The organism is Nocardia caishijiensis NBRC 108228 (genome assembly GCF_001612825.1).
In the GTDB taxonomy this organism is placed as follows: domain Bacteria; phylum Actinomycetota; class Actinomycetes; order Mycobacteriales; family Mycobacteriaceae; genus Nocardia; species Nocardia caishijiensis.
This window is the reverse complement of the sequence record NZ_BDBE01000025.1, coordinates 190,784-216,901: the sequence shown is the minus strand read 5'-3', so window position 1 is coordinate 216,901 and position 26,118 is coordinate 190,784. Positions and strand designations below refer to the sequence as shown.

Sequence of the window (26,118 nt, the reverse complement as noted above, 5' to 3'; positions counted from 1 at the left end):
CCCGGGCACAATGGGCAGATGCACGACGTCACCCGCGTGGAGCGGTTCACCCTCGCCGTCGACGACCTCACCGGCGAGCGGATCACCGCCCTGCTCACCGAGCACCACACCGAGATGGCGGGCAACTCCCCCGCGTGCAGCATGCACGCCCTCGACCTGACGGGATTGCGTGATCCCGCCGTCACGGTGTGGAGCGCGTGGTCGGGCCCGGTGCTGGTCGGCTGTGGCGCCGTCAAGGAACTCGATCCCGGACACGGCGAGATCAAGTCCATGCGGACCGCCACCGGGTACACCGGTCGCGGTGTCGCCGCCGCCGTCCTCGCGCACCTGATCGAGGAGGCCCGGCGGCGCGGGTACCGGCGCCTGAGCTTGGAGACGGGGGCGAGCGACTTCTTCGCCCCTGCCCGGCGCCTGTATCTACGGCACGGGTTCGTCGAGTGCGGGCCGTTCGGCGACTACACCCTCGACCCGTACAGCCAGTTCTTCACCCTCGATCTGACCGTCACCGGAGCCGGAAGACCGGACCCCTCGGTCTGAACGGCAGAGACGCGCCCGCGGGGATGAGGAAGGCGTGTTCGCGGCGGATGCGCAGCGGGTCGCACGCACCGTCGGTGATCACGAGAATCGGGCCATCGGCGGGAAAGTCCTCGGCGCGTTCGAGGAGCCGGACGGCAGGTTGCAGGAGGGTGCCGCCTCGGCCGCGCACCCGCATTCCGGCGGCGATGTCCTCCACCGGGACGTAGCCCGCGTCGTAGGGCGCGGCGTCGCAGTAGACGACGCGGGCGCGTGGCACGTCGCGGGCCAGCGCGTACGAGGCGATGGCACCGAGGCCCTTGCCGAGCAGGGTGGCGTCCATCGACAGCGAGGTGTCGAGGACGACACCGAAGGTCGGCAGACGCACGTTCTCCTCCGGGCGCACCCAGGCCGGGCGCGGAATGTCGGGGGTGGCGGCCTGTCTGCGGGAGGCGCGCGCGTAGCTGCGGCGCTTGTCGACGGTCGGGATGTGCTCGTCGAACCACTGGGCCAGCCGCGCGTCCCACGGCAGCGGCGGCTGATCGAGGGCGCGGATCGCCTGCTCCAGCGCGGCCGGGACACGGCCGCGACCGCTGTTGGTGTGGTAGGCCAGACCGGTCATCAGCGCGCTGCGGTAGTACTCGTCGAGGTCGACATAGCGGCCCGCGCTGCCGGGCTGGGTGAGGGGCTCACCCAGCACGTCACCGCGTCCGCGACCGCCCAGCGTGGCGAGCTTGCGCAGGCGGCGCAGATCCCCGGCGATGCGATCGTAGATCTCCTCGGCCGAACACCCCTTCAGCTCAGGATCGTAGAGCGAACCCTCGGGCATCTGTCCGACGTTCATCTCCACCAGCCAGCCGTTCACGACGTAGTCGCAGGCGACATTGAACAGGTAGTGGTCGCGCCACTCCGCGCGCTCGCCGTGACGCAGGGCGGCGTGCAGCATCTCGTGCGCGAGCACGAATCGCCATTCCTCCTCGCCAAGTCCGGCATACGGATTCACGTAGATCTCGGCGGCCTCGGCGTTCACGGCGGCGATCGCGATGTCGGCGGCCCGGACCACGTCCACGTCGGCGACCACGGTCATTCCGGCGGCGAGCGCACCGAGCAGGGGAAACGACGAGACGAACCAGCCGAGGGCAGCGTCCCACCTGGTGCATGGCCGCTTGCCGTCCGGGGTGTGGTCGCCACCGGCCGTGGCCAGGGCGGCGCGGGCGGCGTCGGACACCCCCGCCGCGAACCGGGCGGGTGCGTCGATGCGGGCGGCGGTCTCGGCGTCGGTGAGCAGGAAGTCGGCGGGTCCGGTGCGCGTGTACGCGTGCGGCACCGCCGTGTCGTGCCAGCGCGCGGCGGCGGCGTGCTCGTCGGCCAGGGCCGGAGGCACGGGCTCGGGCGGGGTGCCGATCTTCATGGTCGCGAGATAGGTGTCGACGGCGGCGCAGCATGCGGCCCGGTACACCGGGTGCGGCGCACGCAACCTGGCGAACAAGCGCGCGTCCTCACCCGCCAGCTCGATGATGTTGGTGGGCACGGTATTCCCCGGATCCAGGTGTCCGAACCCCGCGTGCAACAGGCAGTGGGCGAACGTCCACGCCCATTCCTGCGCCGTGGCACGCCGATTCGGGTGGTACTCGAGACGGCTGCCAGCCAACCGCGCCCACACCTCGGGCGGAGTGCGTTTGTCCAGCTGGTAGAGCTCACCGGCGAGCGGACGCAACGCCGGATGCGCACGCACGATCGCCAGGCCGTCCCGCACTGCCTGGTACCACGGGTCGACCCGGCTTGTCTTTCGCGCGGCCATGCTCAGCGCCGCGCGGCCAGTCGCGGCAGGTCACGCGAGACCTCGATGAGGAACCACGACGGCAGCACCGGGACGCCGTCGGCGTCGGCGGCGATGACCAGTTGCGCGCATTCCACCGAGATCTCGGCCAGCTCCACCAGCAGCGATTTCGCGCGCAGGACGAACCGGCGCACCGAGGCGGAGGTGTGCTCGCGGTCGCCGGGCAGTTCCTTCACCAGGCGGGCGCGCATCGTCTCGGCCAGGAAGTACAGCAGGTCGCGGTCGACCGGATCGCGCGGCCATGCGGCCTCGCCCTTGAAGACGGCGTCGAGGTCGAAGGCGTGGCGCACGGTCTTGACGAACGCGCGAAAGCCCGAGGCGTGGCCGAGGGTCAGAGTGCCGGTGGCCAGCACCTGCAGGGTGGTGTCGTCGATGTCGTCGCCGCGGGAGTGCAGCGCGTCGGAGAGCATGTGCCAGCCGCGCGGGGTGGAGAAGGGCGCCTCGGTCTTGGGCGGTGCCGACCAGAGATGGTCGGGGCGCTGGGTGAGGTAGCGGATCACCCACGGATGGATGTCGTTGACGGCGGCCCACTTCAGCCAGTCGTCCACGTCGGCGCGCAGATGCAGGTGCACCATGCGGTTGACCAGCGCCGAGGCCATCGGGCGGGCCAGCGCGTTGTCGGTGGCGCGGTTGCCCGCACCGATCACCACCGAGCCCGCGGGCAGTTCGTAGGTGCCGATGCGTCGATCGAGGATCAGCGAGTAGAACGACTTCTGCACCTCCGGCGAGGCGGCGTTGAGCTCGTCGAGGAACAGGCAGTAGGGCTGGGCGCGGGCGATCAGTTCCGGCGGCGCGAAGCGGCTGCGACCATCCACGATCTGGGGCACCCCGATGAGGTCCTCGGGCGCGAGCTGGGTACCGAGCAGCGTGACGCACTCGAGGCCGAGCGAGTCGGCGAAGGTGCGCACCAGCGAACTCTTCCCGATTCCCGGTGCGCCCCAGAGGAATACGGGTCGCACCACGGCGACATGCAGCAGTAGTTCCGGTAGCTGGTCCGGTGTCACCGTGACGGATGCCTGCACGCGGGTCCCCTCCCCTGTCCTCGTCGGAGCAGGACAGTAGCGGGCGGGTCGGGTGGCCCGCCAGCGAGTTTCGCCGACGGGCCGCCCGCGGGGGTCAGCCGAGGGCGCGCGCGAATCCCTCGGCGAGTTCGGCCACCTGCGCGTCGGTCATCACGAACGACGGGGAGATCTGCATGGCGCCCGCACCGGCGGCACGACCCGAGATCCCTTGTGCGCGAAGGGCCTTCACCAAGGAGGGACCTTCGGACGGATCGGCCAGTTGAACCGCCGCGACCGCGCCGAGACCGCTGCGGACCTCCGCCACGCGCGGGTGATCGGCCAGCGGGGCGAGGGCGGTGTGCAGCGTCTGCTCCAGCCGCGCCGCTTCCTCGAGCAGACCCTCGCGTTCGACGATGGCGAGGTTGGCCAGGGCCGCGGCCGCCGCACCGGCGTGGCCACCGTAGGTGTACCCGTGCCGGAACCACACCCCGCCGGAGTAGAACGGCTCGGCCAGGTGCGGCGCGATGAACACCGCGCCCATCGGCAGGTAGCCGGAGGTGAGGCCCTTGGCGGTGGTCATCAGGTCGGGCCGCAGATCGAAACGGGTGGAGGCGAACCAGGAGCCACCGATCCGCCCGAAGCCGGTGACCACCTCGTCGGCGACGAACAGGATGTCGTGGTCGCGGCAGATCTGACGCACCTCGGCCAGGTAGCCCTCGGGCGGCAGGTACACCCCACCGGCGCCGATGATCGGTTCACAGAAGAACGCCGCGATCCGCTCGGCGCCGACGTCCTCGATCAGCGCGAGCAACGCCTTGGCGTCGTTCCATTCGACGGTGCGGGTGTCCTCCACGAGGACGCCGTAGCCCTCCTTGTTCGGGGTGAGCCCGCCGAGCGAGGTGCTGGCGTAGTGCATGCCGTGATAGGCCAGGCGCCGCCCGACCAGGATCTTCTTGTCGGCGCGGCCCTGTTCGTGCCAGTACCGCCGGGCCAGCTTCGCGGCGGTCTCCACCGAGTCCGAGCCACCGGAGGTGAAGAAGATCTTGCTGCCGGGCACGGGCGCGATGCCCGACAGCTTCTCGGCGAGCTCCTGGGTGGCGGGCTCGGTGAGGTCACCGAAGTTCGAGTAGTGGGCGATGGTGCGCAACTGCTCGGCGACCGCGTCGGCGATCTCCCCGCGACCGTGGCCGACATTGGCGAACCACAGGCCCGCGGTGGCGTCGAGGTACCGGTTGCCCTCGGTGTCGTAGACGTGGGCTCCCTCACCTCGGGCGACAACGAACGCACCGTCCCGAGCGACGGCACCCATATCGGCGAATCCATGCCAGAGCGCATTCATGGCTCCACACTTACACCGACTCGCCCGGGCGCGCTCGTCGGGCCCTCCACCACGCGGGCAGGTCACCCAGCGACGCCATGGCTACCGCGAGCACCGCGAACACGATGCTCAACACGAGCAAGCCGAGGGCCATCGACAGGTAACCCTGCTGGCGCGGGTCGATGAACGGGTACGGGTACCAGTCGACGATCGGGCCGCGGATCAGCGTGTAGGTGCCGTAGAGCGACGGGAAGATCAGCCACTTCCCGATCAGCGACGGTGTCACCGCCAGTCGGCGGTCCATCGCGACCAGCAGCCAGTCCGCCACCAGGACCAGCGGCAGGTATCGGTGCATGATGTCGTTGATCCATTTGTCGGTGAGCATCACGTCGATGCCCGCGAGCAGCACCGCGTACACCACCATCGTGATGAGCATGTACAGCGTCACCGCGCCGCGCACCACCTGCCAGCCGGGTCCCTGCGGCGCGAGCAGGCCACCGACGAGCAGCACGAGCACGGCCAGGATGTTCGACTCGATGGTGAAGTAGCTGAGGTAGTTCGCGATCGAGAATGTCGGCGAGTCCAGGTTGCGCAGGGGAATCCACAGCAGGGCGACGAGACCGAGCACTCCGATGCCGATCCGGTATGCCCTGATCCACCACGCCGTGCGCACCGAACCCCTCCTCCCGGGCACGCCTTCGTCGCACCCTCCGGTCAGTCCAGAGGCGGGGACGCGCCGAGACCGGTGCTTGGTCATGCCGCATCTTCGCATGAGATGTCGGTGATCCGGGTGCAGCACGCCGACGACGATGGGCGCGCCGGGAAAACCGGTGGCGTGCTTCGCTAGGCTGGTAGGCGCAATGACCAGGACAGCTAGCACCGGAACCCGCGCGCTGCGCACCCGCCTGGCGGAGGTCTCGCTGCGCGACGAACATCGGCTCCGGCGCAAACTGGACCGGGCGCGCCCCGAGGATCTACCCGCGTTGGACGCCGAGATCGCCACCGCCGAGACCCGCGTGGCGAATCGCCGCGCGGCGGTGCCGTCGATCACCTACCCCGAACAGTTGCCGGTCTCCGCGCGCCGCGACGACATCGCCGCCGCGATCGCCGCCCATCAGGTCGTCATCGTCGCCGGTGAGACCGGCTCGGGCAAGACCACCCAGATCCCCAAGATCTGCCTGGAACTGGGTCGCGGCATCCGGGGCACCATCGGACACACCCAGCCGCGCCGGTTGGCCGCGCGCACGGTCGCCGAACGCATCGCCGAGGAGTTGGGCACCAAACTCGGCGACGTGGTCGGGTACACGGTGCGCTTCACCGATCAGGCCTCGGATCGCACCCTGGTCAAGCTCATGACCGACGGCATCCTGCTCGCCGAGATCCAGCGCGACCGGCTGCTGCGCCGCTACGACACGATCATCATCGATGAGGCACACGAGCGCAGCCTCAATATCGACTTCCTGCTCGGCTACCTGAAGCAGTTGCTGCCGAAGCGGCCCGATCTCAAGGTGATCATCACCTCGGCGACCATCGACCCCGAACTGTTCGCCCGCCATTTCGCCACCGCCGACGGCACCCCGGCCCCGATCGTCGAGGTGTCGGGTCGGTCCTATCCGGTCGAACTTCGTTATCGCCCCCTGTCTTTGGAGCTGCCGGGCACCGACGCCGAGGACGACACCCGCGTCGTCGACCGCGACCCCACCGATGCCATCGGCGACGCGGTCACCGAACTGTTCGCCGAGGGCGACGGTGACGTGCTGGTGTTCCTTTCCGGTGAACGCGAGATCCGCGACACCGCCGATTCGCTGCGCGACCTCAGACTGCCGCGCACCGAGATCGTCCCGCTGTACGCGCGTCTGTCGGCCGCCGAACAGCACAAGGTGTTCGCACCACACACCGGTCGTCGGGTGGTTCTCGCCACCAATGTGGCCGAGACGTCGCTGACCGTGCCGGGTATCCGGTACGTGATCGACCCGGGTACGGCGCGCATCTCGCGCTACTCGATGCGGACCAAGGTGCAGCGGCTGCCGATCGAACCGGTGTCGCAGGCTTCGGCACGACAGCGTTCGGGCCGATGTGGTCGTGTCGCCGACGGCATCTGCATCCGCCTGTACTCCGAGGACGACTTCGAGTCGCGGCCCGCGTTCACCGAGCCGGAGATCCTGCGCACCAACCTGGCGGCCGTCATCCTGCAGATGACCGCGCTCGGCCTCGGTGACATCGAGAGCTTCCCGTTCGTGGAAGCCCCCGACCGCCGGGCCATCCGCGACGGCATCGCCCTGCTCGAAGAACTGGGCGCGCTGGCCCACGGCAGCTCCAAAGCTGTTGGTAGCGAAGAACAGTCGGGTGGGCATCTCACACTGACCCCGGTCGGCCGGGAGATGGCACAGTTGCCGGTCGACCCGCGCATGGCCCGCATGCTGGTGGAGGCCAACAGCAACGGCTGTCTCGACGAGGTGCTGGTGATCGTCGCGGCACTGTCGATCCAGGACGTGCGGGAACGGCCCGTGGAGCATCAACAGGCCGCCGACACCCAGCATGCCCGCTTCACCGTCGACGGTTCGGACTTCCTGGCCTACCTGCGCCTGTGGGACTACCTGACCGAGCAGCGCAAGTCGTTGTCGTCCAACCAGTTTCGCCGCATGTGCCGCGACGAGTTCCTGCACTACCTGCGGATCCGCGAGTGGCAGGACCTGCACGGTCAGCTGCGCACCATCACCCGTGGACTCGGGTGGGACAGCACCGGGCATCTGCCGTCGACGGCGGGCGAGCAGGCGCAAGAGGGTGGCCGTGGCCGCCGCGGGCGGGGCAGACCCCAACGCGCTCAGGCGGATTCGCCGGGTACCGGCGACGCCCTGGCGACCGCCCGGGGAGCCGGTTCCGACACCACTGCGCATGGCGCAGGGTCGGCGCGGACCGGATCCGGTCGCCGAGACGGCGGCGCTCCCGAAGCCGTGGACGACCGGCGAAGGGCTGGCTCCGGCTCCGACGGCGCAGCGCGGCGAGGTGGCCGGAACGCGCGCGGTCGTGGTGCCGGGCAGCCATCGTCCGATGACCGTTCGCAGCATGGCGCGAAAGATGCTGCGACATCATCGGATTCGGATGCGGCGGAGGCGGCGATGCCGTGGCCGAGCGCGCAGATCCATCAGTCCTTGCTGGCGGGCATGCTCTCGCATCTCGGTGTGCGGGAAGCGGAGTCACGGGAGTTCCTCGGGGCACGCAATGCCAAGTTCATGATCTTCCCCGGCTCGTCGCTGGCCAAGAAGCCGCCGCGCTGGGTGATGGCGGCCGAACTGGTGGAGACCTCGCGGCTGTGGGGGCGCATCGCGGCGCGGATCGAACCGGAGTGGGCCGAGCGGCTCGCCGGTGACCTGGTGAAACGCACCTATTCGGAACCGCATTGGTCGGCCAAGCGTGGCGCGGCTCGCGCCTACGAGCGGGCCACGCTCTACGGTGTGCCGCTGGTGACCGGCCGCCCCGTCGACTACGGGCGCATCGATGCGGAACTGTCGCGTGAACTGTTCATCCGCCACGCCCTCGTGCAGGGTGAATGGCAGACCAGACACGGGTTCTTCGCCCGCAACCGAGCGCTCGTCGACGATGTCGCCGACCTCGAGCACCGGGCCCGCCGCCGCGACATCCTCGTCGACGACGAGGTGCTGTTCGAGTTCTACGACCAGCGCATCCCCGCCGACATCGTCTCGGTGCGTCACTTCGACTCCTGGTGGCGCAAGGCCGAACGCAAAGACCCGGCGCTGCTGGACTTCTCGACCGACACCGTGGTCAATGCCGGTGCCGCCGCGCTCGACCCCACCGATTTCCCCGATGCCTGGCGGCAGGGAGAACTCTCGTTCCCGCTGACCTATCAGTTCGAGCCCGGACAGGACGACGACGGTGTCACCGTTCGGATCCCGGTCGAGCAACTGGCCCATGTGCGCGCGGTCGGCTTCGACTGGCTGGTCCCCGGCATGCGGGAGGAACTGGCGGCCGCCTACATCAAGACGCTGCCGAAAACGTTGCGCCGTGCGGTCGTTCCGGCACCCGACTTCGCGGCGGCGGCCTTACGCGGCCTCACCCCGCGCGCGGAACCGTTGCGGATCGGGTTGGCGCGGGAGCTGTCTCGGCTCGGCTCGGCGACGGTCACCGCCGACGACCTGTCCCCCGCCGCGCTGCCGGATCATCTGCGAATGACCTTCGCGGCCGTCGATCAGCGCGGGACGGTACTGGCCAAGAGCAAGCACCTCGCCCAGCTGAAAACCCGGCTGGCCGAGCAGGTTTCAGCCTCCGTCGCCCGCGCCACCGCCGGTGCCGAACGGGCGCCCGCCACCGTGTGGACCTCCGAGTCGCTCGGTTCCGTCGCGCCGACCGTGCGCCGTGAGGTGGGCGGGCAGACCGTCACCGGCTACCCCGCGCTGGTCCCCGAGGCGGACGGCGTCGCCGTGCGGGTGCTGAGTTCGCCCGCCGAGCAGGCCGCCGCCATGCGCGCGGGCGTGCGGACCCTGCTGCTGGCCGCCGTAGCGACCTCCACCCGCGCCGTCACGGCCGGACTGTCGGCCGCCGACCGGTTGGCGTTGAGCCAGAACCCCGACGGTTCGCTCGACAAGCTCGTCGAGGACTGCCGGGTCGCCGCCGCCGATGAACTCATCGCCCGCGCCGGTGGTCCGGTGCGCACGCCGAAGGAATTCGACGAGCTCGTCGCCGCCGTCCGCCCGAAACTGGCCGGGACCGTGAGCGACCTGATCCGACTGGTGGCACCGGTGCTGGTGGCCGCGCACCAGGCCCGCGCCGCGCTGGCCGAGACCACCGAGACCGATATCGCCGACGACGTCCGCCACCAACTCGACGACCTGCTGTTCCCCGGCTTCGTCGCCGAATGGGGACGCGCCCGGCTGCGTGAACTCCCCCGCTACCTGCTCGCCGCCGCCCAGCGCCTCGAATCGCTACCGGGGTCCGCGGTGCGCGACCGACAGGGGATGGTCGAGGTCGACCGGATGCTCGCGGCCTACGACAAGCTCGTCCGCAGCCTTCCCGAAAGCCGCCGCAATGCTCGCGATGTCACCGAGATCTGGTGGATGATCGAGGAATTGCGCGTCAGCCTCTTCGCCCAGAAACTGGGAACTCCGTACCCGGTGTCTACCAAGCGCATCGAGAAGGCGATCGCTTCCATCCGGCGATGACATCAGCCGACTCGACCGGCAGTGCGCGGAGAAGTCGGCGTGCCGCACCGCACGATGCGTACTCCCCGTCACGGCGCCGCATCGGACGCGACTACCGCTCGAGCCCGCAGCGTTCCGAGGCGCACGCGCGGGCGACGCCGACGCTTGCCCCGCACGGTCACGAAGTCGCCCACAACGCGGCGGTGATGCCGACGCCGGTTCAGTCGGCGGACGTGGCGGCCGCGCGGGCGGCGCGCATCTCGGTGATCTCGCGTTCGAAATCGTCCGCGCTGGTGAAGGATCGGTAGACCGAGGCGAAGCGCAGGTAGGCGACCTCGTCGAGATCGCGCAGTGGGCCGAGGATGGCCAGGCCGACCTCGTGGCTGGGAACTTCCGGTGATCCCTTGGCGCGCACCGCGTCCTCGACCTGCTGGGCCAGCAGGTTCAGGGCGTCGTCGTCGACCTCACGGCCCTGGCAGGCACGGCGCACACCGACGATCACCTTCTCGCGGCTGAACGGTTCGGTGACCCCGCTGCGCTTGACCACCGACAGCACCGCGGTCTCGACGGTGGTGAACCGGCGCCCGCACGACGGGCAGGACCGTCGGCGTCGAATCGCCGTGCCCTCCTCGACTTCCCGCGAGTCGACGACACGCGAGTCGGGGTGACGGCAATACGGGCAATGCATCCGAGGGGTTCCTTCGTCGGTGCGCAGTTCAGTTCGCTACTCCATGACTCTTGACAGGATACCGCTCAGGTATGGGTCACCTGCCACTGCGTGGTCAGGTCCGCGATCACCTCGGGCAGCCGGGTCAGCAATCGGCCCCGGTCGAGCTTGTCCTGGAACGGTTCGCGGTACACGGCCACGGCTCGGGCGGGGTCGGTGGCCAGGTCGAGGTGGCGGGGCACCAGGTCGGCGGCGAGGTAGGCCCACCGGTCGGCGCGGTCGGCCCAGTTGAACGCGGGCAGCGGCATCCGCAGTCCGAGCCCGCTGCCGGGAATCGGCGAACGCACGGTGGCCGGTGCGTACACGCCGGGCGCGCGGGCGCCCGCCAGGCCCGGTTTACCCGCGACCGTGGTGACATAGGTGAGCACTCGCCCCAGTCCGCCGCGCCCGGCGGCGGTGGCGTCCCACTGCTCGGGGACGATGTGGTTCTGTTCGCGGTCGGCCATGGTGACCAGCGCCTCGGCCAGTCCGGTGCCGTCGTCGATGCCCGCCCAGGCGGCACGCATGGTGTCGTCGAGCAGGCCCGCCGCGTGCATCTCGTCGATCGCCGCCATCCCGTCGGCCAGGTAGGCCTCGTGCATCGGCACCAGATCCGTGAAGATGTGGCGCTGCATGATGATCAGCCTGGTCTGGTACCACGCCAGATCGTCGGCGGTCAGCCGCGGGCCACGCAGGGCGAGCGCGGCGATGTCGGGTGGTACGGCGGCGACCAGCTCCGCCGGGGTGGCCCGCAGCAGGTCGGCGACCGCGGTGCCGAGTTCGTGGATTCCGCGCACCGACAGCAGGGTGCCGACATCGCCCACGTCGAAGAACCCGGACGCGAAAGAGCCACCGGCGATCCCCGCCAGACCTGCCCAGTAGAAGTCCGGGCGGGCCGCCGCGATCCGGAAGTAGTTGACGTACACCCGGGTGAAGGTGTCGGTATTGGCCGCCACGCCACGCTCCGGCGCCCAGTCCGCGAGGTCGATGCCCGCGTTGTCGGTGGCGACGACGAGCCAGTACTGGTGCAGCAGTGTGGAATATCGTCGCGGCGCGATGTCGTCGGCTCTGGCCTGATCGAGTGCCGCGCGCAGGGGTTCGACGCCCAGCGGCAGGGCCGGATGGATACCGCCCGCGAATTCACCGTCGTCGTTGCGGGCGGGTAGGTCCAGGTAGGCGGTGTAGCCGGGATCGGCGCGAGCGACCGGAACAACCACGGTGGCCAGCAGCATTCCCAGCAGCAGGACGATCCAAGAGCTGCGCACGTGACCTCGCATCCGTGCCCGGACCGGCCCACCCGGTACGGACAATCGTCACGATAGCAACGTGTTCTAGTTTTGGAATCGCGTTTCGAACAAGCCGATCTGCGGGTGGTCGCCCTGCTGGGAGATGCCGGTAGACGGGTCCGTCGACCCGCCGAAGCTGCCCGCTCGCAGATGCGCCAGACCTAAGAGTGTGGCCACGATCAGCGCGGTCGCCAGCGCCGTGAGCGCGAGGGCCGCCAAGCCCGCCTGCGCCCGGCGAACCCGAACCATCGGATGAGCGCCGCGAGCGCCGGAAACCCGCACACTCGAGTAGAGCCCGGACTCCGGGCGCGGCTCACGCGATCGCGGGCCGCGATCGGCCGCCTGGACATCCGCGCGTACCCGCCGACGCGACGGCGCCGTCGGCGGCTCGGCGGCGAGCGAGCCGGTCACGGATCGGGTCCCCACCGACTCCCAGCGGGGCACGGTGGCGAACGCGAGATCGACCTCGGCTTCGGTGAGATCGAACGTCCGCGCACCCCTGGCTCGGGGTTCGGCGACCGCCGATGTGCCGACCACTGCCGCTGGCCGTGCGGACTCGGCGGGGACCGGCGGATGCGCGGTGAAACGGGCGGCGACCTCACGCCGCGCCGCGGCATTTCTACCCAGCCCGCGCACGAGCGTGAAAGGCCGTGGGGCGCGGGTGCTTCGACGGCGACGCAGCACCGGTTCGGGGAGTTCGGCGGAATCGTAGGAACGCAGGGCGCTGATCGCTGTGCTCATCGGAAGAACCTCCGGGGTGGTGTGCTCCGCTGGATGAAAGGGCAGGTGAGGCGACGATGACCGCACCTGTTCGAACACCTGTGCGACGAACTGATGTTCGATTTCTACCACGCCGCAGCGCGCATGTCAGCACGAAACGCCCGACATGCTCGAACAGATGTTTGATACTTCGGCGTGGCCCGACTAGCGTGAGAGAGGCGAATTCGACCAGCGGAAGGGCGGCACACGGTGACCCACACAGACGACACGGGTGACGAAAGCGCTACCGGCACCGTCACATCGGGATCCGGGGCGGATCTCACCGTGCGTCAGCGCACGGTCCTCGAGGTCATCCGCACCTCGGTGACCGAACGCGGCTACCCGCCGAGCATCCGCGAGATCGGTGACGCGGTCGGGCTCACCTCCACCTCCTCGGTGGCCCATCAGCTGCGTGCCCTGGAGCGCAAGGGCTACCTGCGCCGCGACCCGAACCGGCCGCGCGCGGTGAACGTACGCGGGCTCGACGAGGCGGTGCGCGCCGTGACCACACTGCCCACCGAGCCCGTGGAGGACGTGGTCGATCCGAGCCGCCCCACCCCCACCTTCGTTCCGGTCCTCGGCCGGATCGCCGCCGGTGGACCGATCCTGGCCGAGCAGGCGGTGGAAGACGTGTTCCCGCTGCCGCGTGAACTCGTCGGCGACGGCTCACTGTTCCTGCTGAAGGTGGTCGGTCAGTCGATGGTCGATGCCGCGATCTGCGACGGCGACTGGGTGGTCGTACGTCAGCAGAACGTCGCCGAGGGCGGCGACATCGTCGCGGCCATGATCGACGGCGAAGCGACCGTGAAGACGTTCAAGCGCACCGGCAAAGACGTGTGGCTGATGCCACACAATCCACATTTCGAACCGATCCCAGGCAACGACGCGCAAATCCTGGGGAAAGTCGTCACCGTCATCCGCAAGGTCTGAGGTCAGCGGCGGGCCGCCGCGTCCATCTCCCAGATCAGCACCTCCGCGGCGGTGGTCGCGGTCACCCGGTGACCGCCCGTCGCCGTGAGGCGCACGGCGTCGCCCTGCCCGAGCGCTCCGTGACTCTCGAAGTCCACGGCACCACGGGCGAGGAAGACATGGCCGAACGGCGCGTCGGGGACGGTGATGCTGTGACCCGGATCCAGCCGTGCGACATGGAAGGTGGCGTGGCGGTTACCGATGCCGATCGCGGCCTCGCCTCGGTACCTCGGCATTCCGGAGGCCACCGGCACCAGCGCGTTGCGGCGCAGCGCGGCCTCGACGTCGGTTTCCTGATAACTCGGCGGCGAGCCGACGGTGTCCGGCGGGATCCACATCTGCACCACGTGCAGCCGTTCCCGTTCGGCCCGCCCCGCGCCGTTGCGTTCGGAATGCCGGATGCCCGTGCCCGCGCTCATCCGCTGCGCCAGACCCGGCCGGATCAGCCCGGAATGGCCCGCCGAGTCCTGGTGCACCACGGTGCCTTCCAGCACCCAGGTCAGGATCTCGGTGTCACGGTGCTGATGGGTGTCGAAGCCCTCGCCGGGGTCGACGGTGTCCTCGTTGTGCACCAGCAGCAGCCCGTGCGCGTAGTCCTCGAGCACGAAATTCCCGGTCGCGGGGAACGACTGGCGCGAGACGAGCCACTCGTTACGCCAGTACCTGCGATCCGCTGCCGGAATCACTTGAACCTGTGCCGTCATCGCCCTCGCCTCCCACTATTCGGACCGTGGTCCGTATAGGTCGCAACGCGAGGTGAGCGGCGGGTATTCCGCCGCTAGCATCGGTCAGAAGGGCAGCGCGCCGCGCAGGCGGCCGAGCAGGCCTCGGCCGGTGTCGCGCTCGCGTTCGGAGAACAGGAACCGCAGTTCCTCCTCCAAACTCTTGCGCACCACGTCACGCAGATCGGCGGCGGCACTGTCGATGTCGTCGGCGCCGAGCCACGGGGTGGGATCGATCGGTGCGCCCGCCGAGTAGTAGAAGCGTTCGGGGCGGGGAATCGGGGTCGGCCCGATACCCTTCACCAGCGGCGGGTTCAACTCGGGGTTGATGCCGAGCAGTTCGCACGTCCACCGCAGCGGCGACATCACCGGATGCTGACCGTCGAAGACGATGTCGAAGGCATCGTCGATGCCGATCATCGCCAACGGCACGATGGGTACCCCGGCCTGGATCGCCATCCGCGCGAACCCGGTGCGCCCCTCCCACTTGAGCACGTACTTCTCCCCCTTGCGGCGGATCGCCTCGCGACCACCACCGGGGAACACCACCACCGCCTCACCGCGCTCGAGCAACGTGAGGCAGTTCGACCTGGTCCCGCGCACCGCACCGAAGCGGTGCAGGATCTCGCGCACACCGGGCACCATCAGCACGTGCTCGGCCAGCCCGCGCACCAGCCGCCCCCGCTCCCGCAGGATCGCGGGCATCAGCAGCGGCGCATCGATACCGCCGAGCAGATTGTGGTTGGCCACGATCAGCACCGGGCCCTCGGCCGGAATGTTGTCCAACCCGTAGAAGCGTGGACTCGCCCAGGCCCGCACCGGTGCGAACACCGCTTCGAATGCCCGGATCTCCCACTCGCTCGGCGCCGGACTCAACGGCGCGCCGTCGGAAAGAACGTGGTCGCCCTGCTCGACATCGTTCATCTGGTCGTTCGACATAACACCCTCCTGCTGTCGACAATCGACCATAGCGTCCGAATATTGCTGTGTCGCATCGGTGTCGGCCGCAACCGGGCGGCAAACCCGGCTACCGATCCGACGACTCCACCGGCCCGGAATGGGCGAATTCCGACAGTGCCGCCGCCAGCGCGTGCGGCACGCGGGCGCGCACGCGGGTGCCGCCCTCCTCGTGATCGGAGGAGATGATCCGGCCGTCGGCGTGGATACGAGCGAGCAGGTCGCCCCGGCTGTAGGGCACCAACACACTGATGTCGACATCGAGTCCGCCGAGCACCTCGGAGAGGCGTTCCCGCAACTCCTCGATGCCGTTCCCGGTGCGAGCGGAGACGAACGCGGCACCAGGCAGCAGCCCGCGCAGACGGGTGAGCTCGTCGGGGTCGGCGGCGTCGATCTTGTTGACCACCAACAGTTCCGGCGGAGCCGCCGTGCCCTGCTCCTTGATCACGTCGGTGATGACCTCGCGCACCGCGCGGATCTGCTCGAGCGGCAGCGGGTCGGATCCGTCGACCACGTGCAGCAGCAGGTCGGCGCCGGTGACCTCTTCCAGGGTCGAGCGGAACGCCTCGACCAGCTGGGTGGGCAGGTGTCGGACGAAGCCGACGGTGTCGGTGAACACCATCTCGCGACCGTCTTCCAGTGCCGCGCGGCGGGTGGTCGGGTCGAGGGTGGCGAACAGGGCGTCCTGCACGAGCAGGCCCGCGCCGGTCAGCGCGTTCATCAGGCTGGACTTGCCCGCGTTGGTGTAGCCGACGATGGCGATCGCGGGCACCCCGCTGGCGCTGCGGCGCGCGCGCATCGTGTCGCGCGCGGTCTTCATCTCACGGATCTCGCGGCGCAACTTGGCCATCCGCTCGCGGATGCGGCGACGGTCTGTCTCGATCTTGGTCTCACCGGGACCACGCAGACCGACACCGCCGTTGGACCCGGCACGACCACCGGCCTGCCGCGACATCGACTCACCCCAGCCGCGCAGTCGCGGCAGCATGTATTCCATCTGCGCGAGCGCGACCTGGGCCTTGCCCTCGCGGGAGGTGGCGTGCTGGGCGAAGATGTCGAGAATCAGCGCGGTGCGGTCGATGACCTTCACCTTCACGACCTTCTCCAGCGCGGTGAGCTGGGCGGGGGTGAGTTCACCGTCGCAGATCACGGTGTCGGCGCCGGTGTCGAGAACCACGGTGCGCAGTTCCTCGGCCTTGCCGGAGCCGATGTAGGTGGCCGGGTCGGGCTTGTCGCGGCGCTGGATGAGCCCTTCGAGGACCTCCGAGCCCGCGGTCTCGGCCAGTGCGGCCAACTCGACCATGCTCGCCTCGGCCTGCGCGGCGCTGCCGGTGGTCCACACGCCGACGAGGACCACCCGTTCCAGGCGTAGCTGGCGGTATTCGACCTCGGTGATGTCGGTGAGCTCGGTGGACAGCCCGGCGACGCGACGCAGCGAGCTGCGTTCGTCGAGCTGCATCTCGCCGACGGTCGGTTCGGGTGACCAGCCCGGGCGCTGCATGCGCGCCGCGTGGCGGGCCAGCGCGTCGTCCACGTCGCCGCGTTCGGCGGCCACGTCGGCATCGGCCGCGGTGGTGTCGCGGTCCGATGTGGTGTCTGAGGGTACTTCTGGTTTCGTCATACGCCTTCCATGCTGCCACGTCACAGTGACACGGCGCATCCGGTTATCCCTGGGCCCGCGCGTTCCACCAGTCGACCGACAGGGTGCCCGCGGCGAGCAGGACCGAGGGCCCGCGCATCCAGGCGCGGCCGTTGTCGATGGTGACGTGTACCTGTCCGCCGGGCACGCGCACGGTGACCTCGCCCCGACCCGAACCGACCGACACACCCGCCGCGGTGAGCGCGGCGGCCGCGGCGGCGACGGTTCCGGTCCCGCAGGAACGGGTCTCGCCGACCCCGCGCTCGTAGACGCGCATGTCGACGGCGTTGTCGGCGTCGAGCGCGGTGAGGATCTCGACGTTGACGCCGTGCGGGAACAGGTCGGGATCGAAACCGGGTGACACGCTGAGGTCGAGCTTGGCCAGGGCGTCGGCGGTCAGGCTCTCATCGACGCAGGCCAGGTGCGGATTGCCGACATCGATGCCGACACCGGCCAACGCCCAGCCGCCCAGGGTCGCGGTGGAGCCGCCGAGCTCACGCACGACACCCATGTCGACGGTGATGTCGCCGTCCACCGGGCCCGCGGCGTGGACCCGCACGGGACGTCCACCCGCCCGGCTGCCGATCAGGTACTCGGTGCGCGTTTCCAGCCCGGTGGCGTTGAGGTAGTGGGCGAACACGCGGATGCCGTTGCCGCACATCTCGGCGATCGAGCCGTCGGCGTTGCGGTAGTCCATGAACCAGTCCTCGGCGGTGACGCCGTCGGGCAGGGTGTCGAGCACGCCCGCCGCGCGCAGGGCGCCCGCCTTGGCGACGCGCAGCACACCGTCGGCCCCGAGACCGCGTCGACGGTCGCAGAGAGCGGCGACGCGGTCGGCGGTCAGGTCGAGACGCACCGCGAGGTCGGGCAGCACGACGAAGTCGTTCTGGGTGCCGTGGCCCTTGCTGAATTCGATGTCGGACACGCCAGCCATTGTCCCCTGTGCGGACGGCGCTCCCGTCATCGGGCGAAGGTGCGGCGCTGGCGGGCGATCTCGTACAGCCCGATCGCCCCCGCCGAGGGTGCGCCCAGCGAGCTGGCGGTGCCGCCCATCGGGATGGTCACCAGGTCGTCGCAGGCCTGCGACCAGGCCGAACTCATCCCGGTGGTCTCGTTGCCGACCACCAGGATCGTCGCCTCGGTGAAGTCGTGGTCGTAGATGGTCGACGGCGCGTGTTCGTCGGTGCCGACGATGCGGGTGGGGATGCCGCGCGCCACCTGCCGGTCGCGGAACTCCACGACCTGGGCCGGGCCCGACGCGCGAAGGACCGGCACGGCGAACAGCGAGCCGGTGGAGGCACGCACGGCCTGCGGGTCGAACTGATCGGCGCCGTGACCGGTGACGATCACCCCCGAGGCACCGAACGCGTCGGCCGACCGGATGAGCGTGCCGAGGTTGCCCGGCGAATTGGGCCGGTCGAACACCACGACCACCGGGAAGTCCTCCCCCGGTTCGCCGGGTTCGTAGTCGGCCAGGTCGGGATGGCGGGCGTGGGCCACCGCGACGACCTCGGGAGTCGTGCCCGATTTCTCGCCCAGCTCGGCCATCAGCTCGGGAACCAGACCCACCTGCGGTACGTCGGTGGTGTCGAGCAGTTCCCGCGCCCAGCTGGACAGATCAGGGGTGCCGAGCCGGTAGAGCAGCGTTTCCAGCGGCCAGTCGTTGGCCAGCGCCTGGGTGATCGGGCGCACGCCCTGCACGAGGAAGCGGCCGTCGCGGTGACGTTTGGTCCGGTTGTTGAGGTAGGCCTGCCACACCTGTACCGAGGCGTTGCGGGTACTCACTCGTCGGGTCACTGCGCGGTCCGTCCTGTCTGTTCGTCGAGCCGGGTGAGCGTGGTGGCGGTGAGGTCGGGGTCGGCGCCGTCGACCCAGGTCACCCTGGGGTCGCGGCGGAACCAGGACCGCTGTCGCCGCACGTAGCGGCGGGTGCCGATGAGCGTGCGTTCGCGGGCGTGCGCGAGGTCGTATTCGCCGTCGAGGGCGGCGAGCACCTGGGCGTAGCCGATCGCGCGGCGGGCGGTCTGGCCCTCGCGCAGTCCGGCGTCGAGCAGGGCGCGGACCTCGTCAACGAGGCCCGCGTCGAACATGTGCGCGGTGCGGGCCTCGATGCGGGCGTCGAGGGCGGCGGTCTCGCGGTCGACGCCGACGATGACCGTGTCCCAGTGGGGTGCACCGATGGTCGGCGCCGAGGCGGCGAACGGTTTGCCGGTCAGCTCGACGACTTCCAGCGCGCGGACCATCCGTCGTCCGTCGGTGGGCAGGATCGTGTCGGCCGCGACCGGGTCGGCCGCCCGCAGCGCGGCGTGCACGGCCGCGACCCCGCCGTCGGCGAGCACCGCTTCCCACCGGGCACGGACGTCCGGGTCGGTGGCCGGGAAGTCCCACCGATCGAGCAGCGCCTGCACGTACATCATCGAGCCGCCGACCACGACCGGGGTGCGACCCCGCGCCATGATGTCCTCGACGACCGTGCGGGCCGCGCTCTGGTAGGCCGCGACGGTCGCGGTCTCGGTGACATCGAGAACGTCGAGAAGGTGGTGGGGGATGCCGCGCCGCTGCGCGCGCGGCAGCTTCGCGGTGCCGACGTCCATGCCGCGATACAGCTGCATCGCGTCGATGTTGACGATCTCGCCGTCGAGCCGTTCGGCCAGGTCAAGGGCCAGATCGGACTTTCCGGTCGCGGTCGGGCCGACGACCGCGATGGGGCGGATCGTCATCGGCGGCCGTCCCACAGGCTCACGTCGTAGCCGACGCCGTAGGGCGCGCCCTGGTACAGGGTGCGGACCCGTGGGTCGGCCGGATCGGCGGCGAACAGGCCGCCCAGCACCTGATAGGCGGCGCGACCGTCGACCCGCAGCCGCGCGCAGAGGTCGGGGTCGAGTGCGGCGAGCCCGGCCCGGGAACCGGCACGCAGGGCCGCGTCGAGGTCCGTTTGGAACGGTTCGGCGCGCTCGTCGAGGTAGCCGGGAGATTTCACGGTCAAGGTGGCGGCGCCGTCGGCGACGACGAGGACGGCGTGGGGCGCCGGATCGGCGTCGAGTTCGGCGCGCAGGTCGGCACCGAATCGGGCGCACTCCTCCGGTGCGGTGTCGGCGGCGATCAGCCGCGCGTGGACGGAAACACCGGGTGCGGCCTGCTCCCGCAACCACCCGGCGATCAGGACGGGCAGCGGAAGCTGGGGGTCTGCCGGAGCGTCGGCGCCCGCTCCCGGTCCGAGACCGACCACGACATCGGCGCCGAACCCACGGAAGGTGCCGCGCGTACCGGGATCGAACGTCTCGGTCCCGGCGCCGGTGCCGACGACGACCCACTGGTCGGCCTGCGCGGCGAGCGTGGCGACGGCCTCGAGCGCGGCCGCGCGCACCGTCACCACGGGCTCGTCGGGAACATCGCCGGAGGCCAGCTGATGTCCGCACAGGTGGGGCACCAGCATCGGCGGCGACGGGACCAGGGCCGCTATCGAGAACACGAGGTAACCGTAGCCGCACCGGCGGTGCGCGCCCGCATCCGGCGTGGCGGGAGCCCGGGGCGGTCCGCGAGTGTCCGGCGCTGTGGTGCCCCGCGAGATTGCTAGTGTTTTCTGATGCGACCACCCCCGTCGTCCGGGACGAAATCCCAGGAAACGCGGCATCCGATCCCCGAGATCGATGGTTTCCTCGGCTCGAAGCGGGTTCAATGGGATGTGCTAGGGCGTAACCAGGCAGCCGTGACGCGCGGCAGGGACGGAGAGCAATGACCGACAGCAACGCAACCGCGAAGCCCACCCCCGGTCCGGGTCCGCGACCCTCCGGCACCCCCAAGCCCGGCGGCAAGGCCGCGCAGCCGCCCAAACCGCATGCCGTGAAACCGGCGCCCGGCCCCGATCAGGCGCATCCGCACGCCGTGGTTGTGCCCGCCGCCACCGACCCGAGCAAATGGGGTCGGGTCGACGAGGACGGCACCGCCTGGGTGCGGACGGCCGACGGCGAGCGTGTGATCGGCTCCTGGCAGGCCGGGGACGCGGCCGAGGGGTTGGCCCACTTCGGCCGCCGCTTCGACGATCTGGCCACCGAGGTGGCGTTGCTCGAGGCGCGTTTGGCCGCGGGCGCCGACGCGCGCAAGACCAAGGCCGCCGCGCTGGCGCTGGCCGAGACGCTGCCGACCGCCGCCGTCATCGGCGATATCGACAGCCTGGCCACCCGTCTGCAGGCCATCACCGAACACTCCGAGGAAGCCGCCGCGCACGCCAAGGAGGAGAAGGAACGCGCCCGCCACGAGCACACCGAGCGCAAGGAAGCCCTGGCCGCCGAGGCCGAGCAGATCGCCGCCGAATCCACCCAGTGGAAGGCCGCGGGCGACCGGTTGCGCGAGATCCTCGACGAGTGGAAGTCCATCCGCGGGGTGGATCGCAAGGTCGACGACGCGCTGTGGAAGCGCTACTCCAAGGCGCGTGAGGCGTTCAACCGCCGCCGCGGCGCCCATTTCGCCGAGCTCGACCGCGAACGCGCCACAGCCAAGACGCGCAAGGAAGAGCTGTGTGTACGCGCCGAGGAACTGTCGGGTTCCACCGACTGGACTGGCACCGCCGCGGTGTTCCGCGATCTGCTCACCGAATGGAAGGCGGCGGGCCGCGCGCCACGTGAGGCCGACGAGGCACTGTGGCGCCGGTTCAAGAGCGCCCAGGACGTGTTCTTCGCCGCCCGCAACGCGGCGGTCTCCGAACGCGACGCGGAGTTCGAGCACAACGCCACCGCCAAACTGGAACTGCTCGACGCCTACGAGCACATCGACCCGGCCACCGGCCTCGAGGCCGCCCGCGCCGCCCTGCGCGAACTGCAGGACAAGTGGGACGCCATCGGCAAGGTCCCGCGCGAGCGGATGCAGGAGCTCGAGGGCAGGTTGCGCGCCATCGAGAAGCGGGTGCGCGACGCGGCCGACCAGCAGTGGCGCCGCACCGACCCGGAGGCCGTGGCCCGGGCCGCGCAATTCCGTGAGCGCGTCGCCCAGTTCGAGGAGCAGGCCGCCAAGGCCGAGGCAGCGGGCAAGAAGCGCGACGCGGAGAAGGCGCTCGAGCAGGCCAAGCAGTGGCGTGAGTGGGCCGAGGCCGCCGAAGGCGCCGTCAGCAATCTCTGACGAGAACGAGAAAACCCCGACCGCGATGGTCGGGGTTTTCTCGTTCACTCACCCATGAGGCGTTTGCGGTCGCGTTCCTCGGCTTCTCGGGCGGCATTGCGGCGCTGTTCCTCGGCGGCCAACTGCACGGCGGTGCGACTCCACACCACCCGGATCCAGTGGAAGGTGAGGACCATGACCGCGAGGGTGCCCAGGATCAGGCCGATACCGGGTCCCGCACCCTCGTAGTTGCCGAGGCCCGGTGTCTGGCGGTGCCAGATCGACAGCACCCCGAACACGCTCGCGACCGCCGACCCCGCGCATGCCAGCCACGCCAGCACCCAGCGCCGGGTGGTCAGGGCCAGCAGCGAGAAGCCGACGCCGAACACGAGCACCAGCCAGACGAAGACGCGCGAGGGCAACCCGATGTGCTCGAGGCGCGCCGCGTCGGTGTTCAGCAGCACGTCGAAGCCGCGCGCGGTTCCGGCGTGCGGCAGGATCAGCGAGATGAGCAGGGCGAACACCGCGCCCGCCACCACCATCGCCCGTGCGCCGGGGTCGATCTCACCGGCGATGCGCCGTTCGACGGCGTCGAGTTCGCCGCGGAACTGCTCGAATTCCTGATCGTTGCCCACCCGGTTCACGTCGCTCCTGTCCGCAGGGTTGCTCGGCTCGTGCGCGCCGGGCTCCACTCTGCCATCCCCGGCACCGCGCCCGTCAGCCGACCCACTACGTCCGGTAGTAGAGTCCGGGTCCTCGGTGCTCACGCCGGACACCCGGTCGAACAACCGCTGTCCACCGGCTCCACGACGGGCGCACCGATGCGCGGCAGGCCGAGGCCGACGCCGATCGGGGCGGTCTTGGGCGTGACGCCCCGCTCGTGGGCGTCGCCCGCCCGCGTGCGGCGATGCGATTTCACGACACCGTCGGCGATCAGGTGGTGCGGTGCGGCGGCGGTGATGTCGACGACGACGAGGTCACCGGGCCGGATGCCCGACTCGTCTCCGGGCCGGAAGTGCACCAGTCTGCCGTCGCGGGCGCGTCCGCTCATCCGCGCGGTCGCCGCGTTCTTCTTGCCCGCGCCCTCGGCGACGAGCAACTCCACCTCGGTACCGATCAGCGCCTGGTTCTCCTCCAGCGACACCTGTTCCTGCAGGGCGATCAGCCGGTCGTAGCGTTCCTGCACCACTGCCTTGGGCACCTGATCGGCCAGTTCGGCGGCCGGGGTGCCGGGACGCTTGGAGTACTGGAAGGTGTACGCGCTGGTGAAGCGCGCGCGGCGCACCACATCGAGGGTTTCCTGGAAGTCCTCCTCGGTCTCGCCGGGGAAGCCGACGATGATGTCGGTGGTGATCGAGGCGTGCGGCATCGCGGCGCGCACCTTGTCGATGATGCCGAGGAAGCGCTCCTTGCGGTAGGAGCGGCGCATCGCCTTGAGCACCCGGTCCGAGCCGGACTGCAACGGCATGTGCAGCTGCGGGCACACGGCGGGGGTCTGCGCCATCGCCTCGATGACGTCGTCGGTGAACTCCGCCGGATGCGGCGAGGTGAACCGCACCCGTTCGAGCCCCTCGATCCGACCGGTCGCGCGCAGCAACTGGGCGAAGGCACCCCGGTCGCGCGGCTGTTCCGGGTCGACGAAGTTCACGCCGTAGGAGTTCACGTTCTGGCCGAGCAGGGTCACCTCGAGCACACCCTGGTCGACCAGGGCCCGCACTTCGGCGAGCACGTCACCGGGGCGGCGGTCCACCTCTTTGCCGCGCAGCGCGGGCACGATGCAGAAGGTGCAGGTGTTGTTGCAGCCCACCGAAATCGACACCCAGCCCGCGTACGCCGACTCACGCTTGGCGGGCAGGGTCGAAGGAAAGGCCTCGAGCGATTCGAGGATCTCCACCTGCGCCTGCTCGTTGTGCCTGGCGCGTTCGAGCAGCACCGGCAGCGAGCCGATGTTGTGCGTTCCGAACACCACATCCACCCACGGTGCCTTGCGCACCACGGTGTCACGGTCCTTCTGCGCCAGGCACCCGCCGACGGCGATCTGCATGCCGGGCCTGCCCTGCTTCACCGGCGCGAGGTGCCCGAGGGTGCCGTAGAGCTTGTTGTCGGCGTTCTCGCGCACCGCGCAGGTGTTGAACACCACCAGATCCGGGGTGTCGCTCGGCGCGACCTTCACATAACCCGCGTCTTCGAGCAGGCCGGACAAGCGTTCGGAATCATGGACGTTCATCTGGCAACCGAAGGTGCGGACCTCGTAGGTGCGCGCCTCGGTGACCGAGCCGTGCGTCGCATTCTGTCCGTTCGAATCCACCCGTCCAGGGTACGGCCACCGCCCCGGTGACCTGCGTCGCGGTCGGACAGGCCCACCTCGACGTGGAGGCTGCCGCCCGGTTACCGGCAGATGTCTTCTCGGCGTGCCGAGACGGCGAGTCACGGAAAGCAGGGCAAATCTCCGAAGAACGCCTAAGGTTTCTGAGCATGACCGACGACGCCGCACCCGCGACCGGGAAAGCCGACGCCGCTGCCACTGCAGGCGCGCCGCCGATGATCTCGATGCACAACGTGGACAAACACTTCGGTGAGCTCCACGTTCTGCGCAATATCAACCTGGAAGTGCCCCGCGGGCAGGTCGTGATCGTCCTCGGCCCCTCGGGCTCGGGGAAGTCCACCCTGTGCCGCACCATCAACCGGCTCGAACCGATCGACTCGGGCCGCATCGCCATCGACGGGGTGGATCTGCCCGCCGAGGGCAAGGCGCTGGCCGCGTTGCGCGCCGAGGTGGGCATGGTCTTCCAATCGTTCAATTTGTTCGCGCACAAGACGATTCTCGAGAACGTGATGCTCGCGCCGATGAAGGTGCGCGGCATCAAGAAGGACGAGGCCCGCAAGCACGCGCTCGCGCTGCTCGACCGGGTCGGCATCGCCAACCAGGCCGACAAGTACCCCGCCCAGCTGTCCGGCGGTCAGCAGCAGCGGGTGGCGATCGCGCGGTCGCTGGCGATGGATCCGAAGGTGATGCTGTTCGACGAGCCGACCTCGGCGCTCGACCCGGAGATGGTCAACGAGGTGCTCGAGGTGATGGTCTCCCTCGCCAAGGAGGGCATGACGATGCTCGTGGTCACCCACGAGATGGGGTTCGCCCGCCGCGCGGGCGACCGGGTGCTGTTCATGGCCGACGGCGAGGTCGTCGAGGACGCGGCGCCGGAAACGTTCTTCACCGCACCGAGTTCGGATCGCGCCAAGGACTTCCTCGGCAAAATTCTCAGCCACTGACTTGTAGCGACACCACAAGAGGGAGAAGGAAACTCGATGAGGATCAATCGTGCGGTGCGCGTCGGCATCGGTGCCGTGGCGCTGGCTCTCGCCGCCACTGTGACCGCGGCCTGCGGCGGTGGTGACGGGGGCAGCGCCCTCGACCACGCCAAAGAAGGCAAGCTGACCATCGGCATCAAGTTCGACCAGCCGGGTCTCGGTCTGCGCAACACCGACGGCAGCTACAGCGGCTTCGATGTCGAGGTGGCCAAGTACGTCGCCGACAAGCTGGGTGTGAAGCCCGAGGCCATCACGTTCAAGGAAACCCCGTCGGCGCAGCGCGAGACGATGATCGAGAACGGTCAGGTCGACTTCATCGTCGCCACCTACTCGATCAACGACAAGCGCAAGGAGAAGGTCGACTTCGCGGGCCCGTACTACGTGGCGGGCCAGGACCTGCTGGTGCGTGCCGACAACACCTCCATCACCGGCCCCGACTCGCTCGCGGGCAAGAAGGTCTGCTCGGTGAAGGGTTCCACCCCGGCGCAGAACATCGAGAAGAACTACCCGCAGGCCCAGCTGCAGACCTACGACACCTACTCGCTGTGCCTCGAGGGTCTGCGTGGCGGTGCCATCGACGCGATGACCACCGACGACGTGATCCTGGCCGGTTACGCCGCGCAGGCACCTGGCACCTACAAGCTGGTCGGCAAGACCTTCACCACCGAGAAGTACGGCATCGGCCTGAAGAAGGGCGACAGCGAGGCCCGCACCAAGATCAACGACGCGATCGAGGCGATGATCGCCGACGGTTCCTGGAAGGCCGCGCTGGAGAAGTCCTTCCCCGGCACCGGTTTCAAGGTCCCCGAGCCGCCGAAGGTCGACCGCTACTGATCCCGTACACCGTCG

At 69.8% G+C, this 26,118-nt stretch carries 22 protein-coding genes; 6 read left to right on the top strand and 16 right to left on the bottom strand.

Going from position 1 to position 26,118, the window contains the following annotated elements; all coding sequences use genetic code 11:
- The first annotated feature begins 18 nt into the window (after positions 1-18).
- Positions 19-537 (top strand): GNAT family N-acetyltransferase, encoded by a 519-nt coding sequence (locus NC7_RS07875; protein WP_067980837.1) that lies wholly within the window; start codon positions 19-21, stop codon positions 535-537.
- On the opposite strand, the gene NC7_RS07870 is transcribed toward NC7_RS07875, so the two are convergent.
- The 4 genes from NC7_RS07870 to NC7_RS07855 all read right to left on the bottom strand — a co-directional run bounded on the left by NC7_RS07870 (position 503) and on the right by NC7_RS07855 (position 5,345).
- On the bottom strand, positions 503-2,314 hold the full coding sequence (locus NC7_RS07870) for a vWA domain-containing protein (protein ID WP_174550205.1): 1,812 nt from the start codon (positions 2,312-2,314) through the stop codon (positions 503-505). The two genes, NC7_RS07875 and NC7_RS07870, sit on opposite strands and share 35 nt — an antisense overlap.
- 2 nt (positions 2,315-2,316) lie before the next feature.
- Positions 2,317-3,375: an AAA family ATPase gene (locus NC7_RS07865; RefSeq protein WP_067980833.1), complete on the bottom strand. Its 1,059-nt coding sequence runs from the start codon at positions 3,373-3,375 to the stop codon at positions 2,317-2,319.
- A 94-nt stretch (positions 3,376-3,469) separates the two neighbouring features.
- Complete coding sequence (locus NC7_RS07860) at positions 3,470-4,693, bottom strand: aminotransferase family protein (RefSeq protein ID WP_067980832.1); 1,224 nt, start codon at positions 4,691-4,693, stop codon at positions 3,470-3,472.
- Positions 4,694-4,703: 10 nt separating this feature from the next.
- Positions 4,704-5,345, bottom strand: coding sequence for a Pr6Pr family membrane protein (locus NC7_RS07855; RefSeq protein ID WP_067980830.1), 642 nt, complete (start codon positions 5,343-5,345; stop codon positions 4,704-4,706).
- A 187-nt stretch (positions 5,346-5,532) separates the two neighbouring features.
- On the opposite strand from NC7_RS07855, the gene hrpA reads away from it, so the two are divergent.
- Positions 5,533-9,849, top strand: a complete 4,317-nt coding sequence (hrpA, locus tag NC7_RS07850) for an ATP-dependent RNA helicase HrpA (RefSeq protein ID WP_067980829.1) — start codon at positions 5,533-5,535, stop codon at positions 9,847-9,849.
- 199 nt (positions 9,850-10,048) lie between these two features.
- Here the strand turns inward: hrpA and nrdR are convergent, their stop codons facing one another.
- The 3 genes from nrdR to NC7_RS07835 form a co-directional block, all read right to left on the bottom strand.
- Positions 10,049-10,516, bottom strand: a complete 468-nt coding sequence (nrdR, locus tag NC7_RS07845; RefSeq protein WP_067980826.1) for a transcriptional regulator NrdR — start codon at positions 10,514-10,516, stop codon at positions 10,049-10,051.
- A 65-nt stretch (positions 10,517-10,581) separates the two neighbouring features.
- Entirely contained in the window at positions 10,582-11,799 is a 1,218-nt protein-coding gene (locus NC7_RS07840) for a hypothetical protein (RefSeq protein WP_084458266.1), read from the bottom strand.
- A 66-nt stretch (positions 11,800-11,865) separates the two neighbouring features.
- Entirely contained in the window at positions 11,866-12,561 is a 696-nt protein-coding gene (locus NC7_RS07835) for a hypothetical protein (RefSeq protein WP_157101884.1), read from the bottom strand.
- Positions 12,562-12,789: 228 nt separating this feature from the next.
- On the opposite strand from NC7_RS07835, the gene lexA reads away from it, so the two are divergent.
- Entirely contained in the window at positions 12,790-13,509 is a 720-nt protein-coding gene (gene lexA, locus NC7_RS07830) for a transcriptional repressor LexA (protein ID WP_067980818.1), read from the top strand.
- Positions 13,510-13,511: 2 nt separating this feature from the next.
- On the opposite strand, the gene NC7_RS07825 is transcribed toward lexA, so the two are convergent.
- From NC7_RS07825 to NC7_RS07795, 7 genes are all read right to left on the bottom strand, one after another.
- Positions 13,512-14,252, bottom strand: coding sequence for a pirin family protein (locus tag NC7_RS07825; protein WP_067980816.1), 741 nt, complete (start codon positions 14,250-14,252; stop codon positions 13,512-13,514).
- An 84-nt stretch (positions 14,253-14,336) separates the two neighbouring features.
- Complete coding sequence (locus tag NC7_RS07820; protein WP_236573360.1) at positions 14,337-15,209, bottom strand: lysophospholipid acyltransferase family protein; 873 nt, start codon at positions 15,207-15,209, stop codon at positions 14,337-14,339.
- 88 nt (positions 15,210-15,297) lie between these two features.
- Positions 15,298-16,728, bottom strand: coding sequence for a GTPase HflX (gene hflX / locus NC7_RS07815; protein WP_067981261.1), 1,431 nt, complete (start codon positions 16,726-16,728; stop codon positions 15,298-15,300).
- A 163-nt stretch (positions 16,729-16,891) separates the two neighbouring features.
- On the bottom strand, positions 16,892-17,782 hold the full coding sequence (gene dapF / locus NC7_RS07810; RefSeq protein ID WP_067981260.1) for a diaminopimelate epimerase: 891 nt from the start codon (positions 17,780-17,782) through the stop codon (positions 16,892-16,894).
- A gap of 44 nt (positions 17,783-17,826) precedes the next feature.
- Entirely contained in the window at positions 17,827-18,663 is an 837-nt protein-coding gene (locus tag NC7_RS07805; protein ID WP_067980814.1) for a TrmH family RNA methyltransferase, read from the bottom strand.
- The gene (gene miaA / locus NC7_RS07800; protein ID WP_067980812.1) at positions 18,660-19,586 is read right to left on the bottom strand and encodes a tRNA (adenosine(37)-N6)-dimethylallyltransferase MiaA; all 927 of its coding nucleotides are present in this window, start codon (positions 19,584-19,586) and stop codon (positions 18,660-18,662) included. The genes NC7_RS07805 and miaA overlap by 4 nt, the downstream gene beginning before the upstream one ends.
- Positions 19,583-20,338 (bottom strand): class III extradiol ring-cleavage dioxygenase family protein, encoded by a 756-nt coding sequence (locus NC7_RS07795; protein WP_167352412.1) that lies wholly within the window; start codon positions 20,336-20,338, stop codon positions 19,583-19,585. The genes miaA and NC7_RS07795 overlap by 4 nt, the downstream gene beginning before the upstream one ends.
- Before the next feature lie 263 nt (positions 20,339-20,601).
- Here NC7_RS07795 and NC7_RS07790 point away from each other — a divergent pair, with 263 nt between their 5' ends.
- Positions 20,602-21,981 carry a DUF349 domain-containing protein gene (locus NC7_RS07790; RefSeq protein WP_067980808.1) on the top strand — a complete coding sequence of 460 codons (1,380 nt, stop codon included), beginning with the start codon at positions 20,602-20,604 and terminating at the stop codon, positions 21,979-21,981.
- 44 nt (positions 21,982-22,025) lie between these two features.
- Here the strand turns inward: NC7_RS07790 and NC7_RS07785 are convergent, their stop codons facing one another.
- Entirely contained in the window at positions 22,026-22,604 is a 579-nt protein-coding gene (locus tag NC7_RS07785) for an Rv2732c family membrane protein (protein ID WP_067980807.1), read from the bottom strand.
- 119 nt (positions 22,605-22,723) lie between these two features.
- The gene (miaB, locus tag NC7_RS07780; RefSeq protein ID WP_084458138.1) at positions 22,724-24,268 is read right to left on the bottom strand and encodes a tRNA (N6-isopentenyl adenosine(37)-C2)-methylthiotransferase MiaB; all 1,545 of its coding nucleotides are present in this window, start codon (positions 24,266-24,268) and stop codon (positions 22,724-22,726) included.
- A gap of 233 nt (positions 24,269-24,501) precedes the next feature.
- Here miaB and NC7_RS07775 point away from each other — a divergent pair, with 233 nt between their 5' ends.
- Together NC7_RS07775 and NC7_RS07770 are read left to right on the top strand one after the other, a co-directional pair.
- Positions 24,502-25,230: an amino acid ABC transporter ATP-binding protein gene (locus tag NC7_RS07775; RefSeq protein ID WP_167352416.1), complete on the top strand. Its 729-nt coding sequence runs from the start codon at positions 24,502-24,504 to the stop codon at positions 25,228-25,230.
- 36 nt (positions 25,231-25,266) lie between these two features.
- Positions 25,267-26,103: a glutamate ABC transporter substrate-binding protein gene (locus tag NC7_RS07770; protein WP_067980802.1), complete on the top strand. Its 837-nt coding sequence runs from the start codon at positions 25,267-25,269 to the stop codon at positions 26,101-26,103.
- The last annotated feature ends 15 nt before the right edge of the window (positions 26,104-26,118 follow it).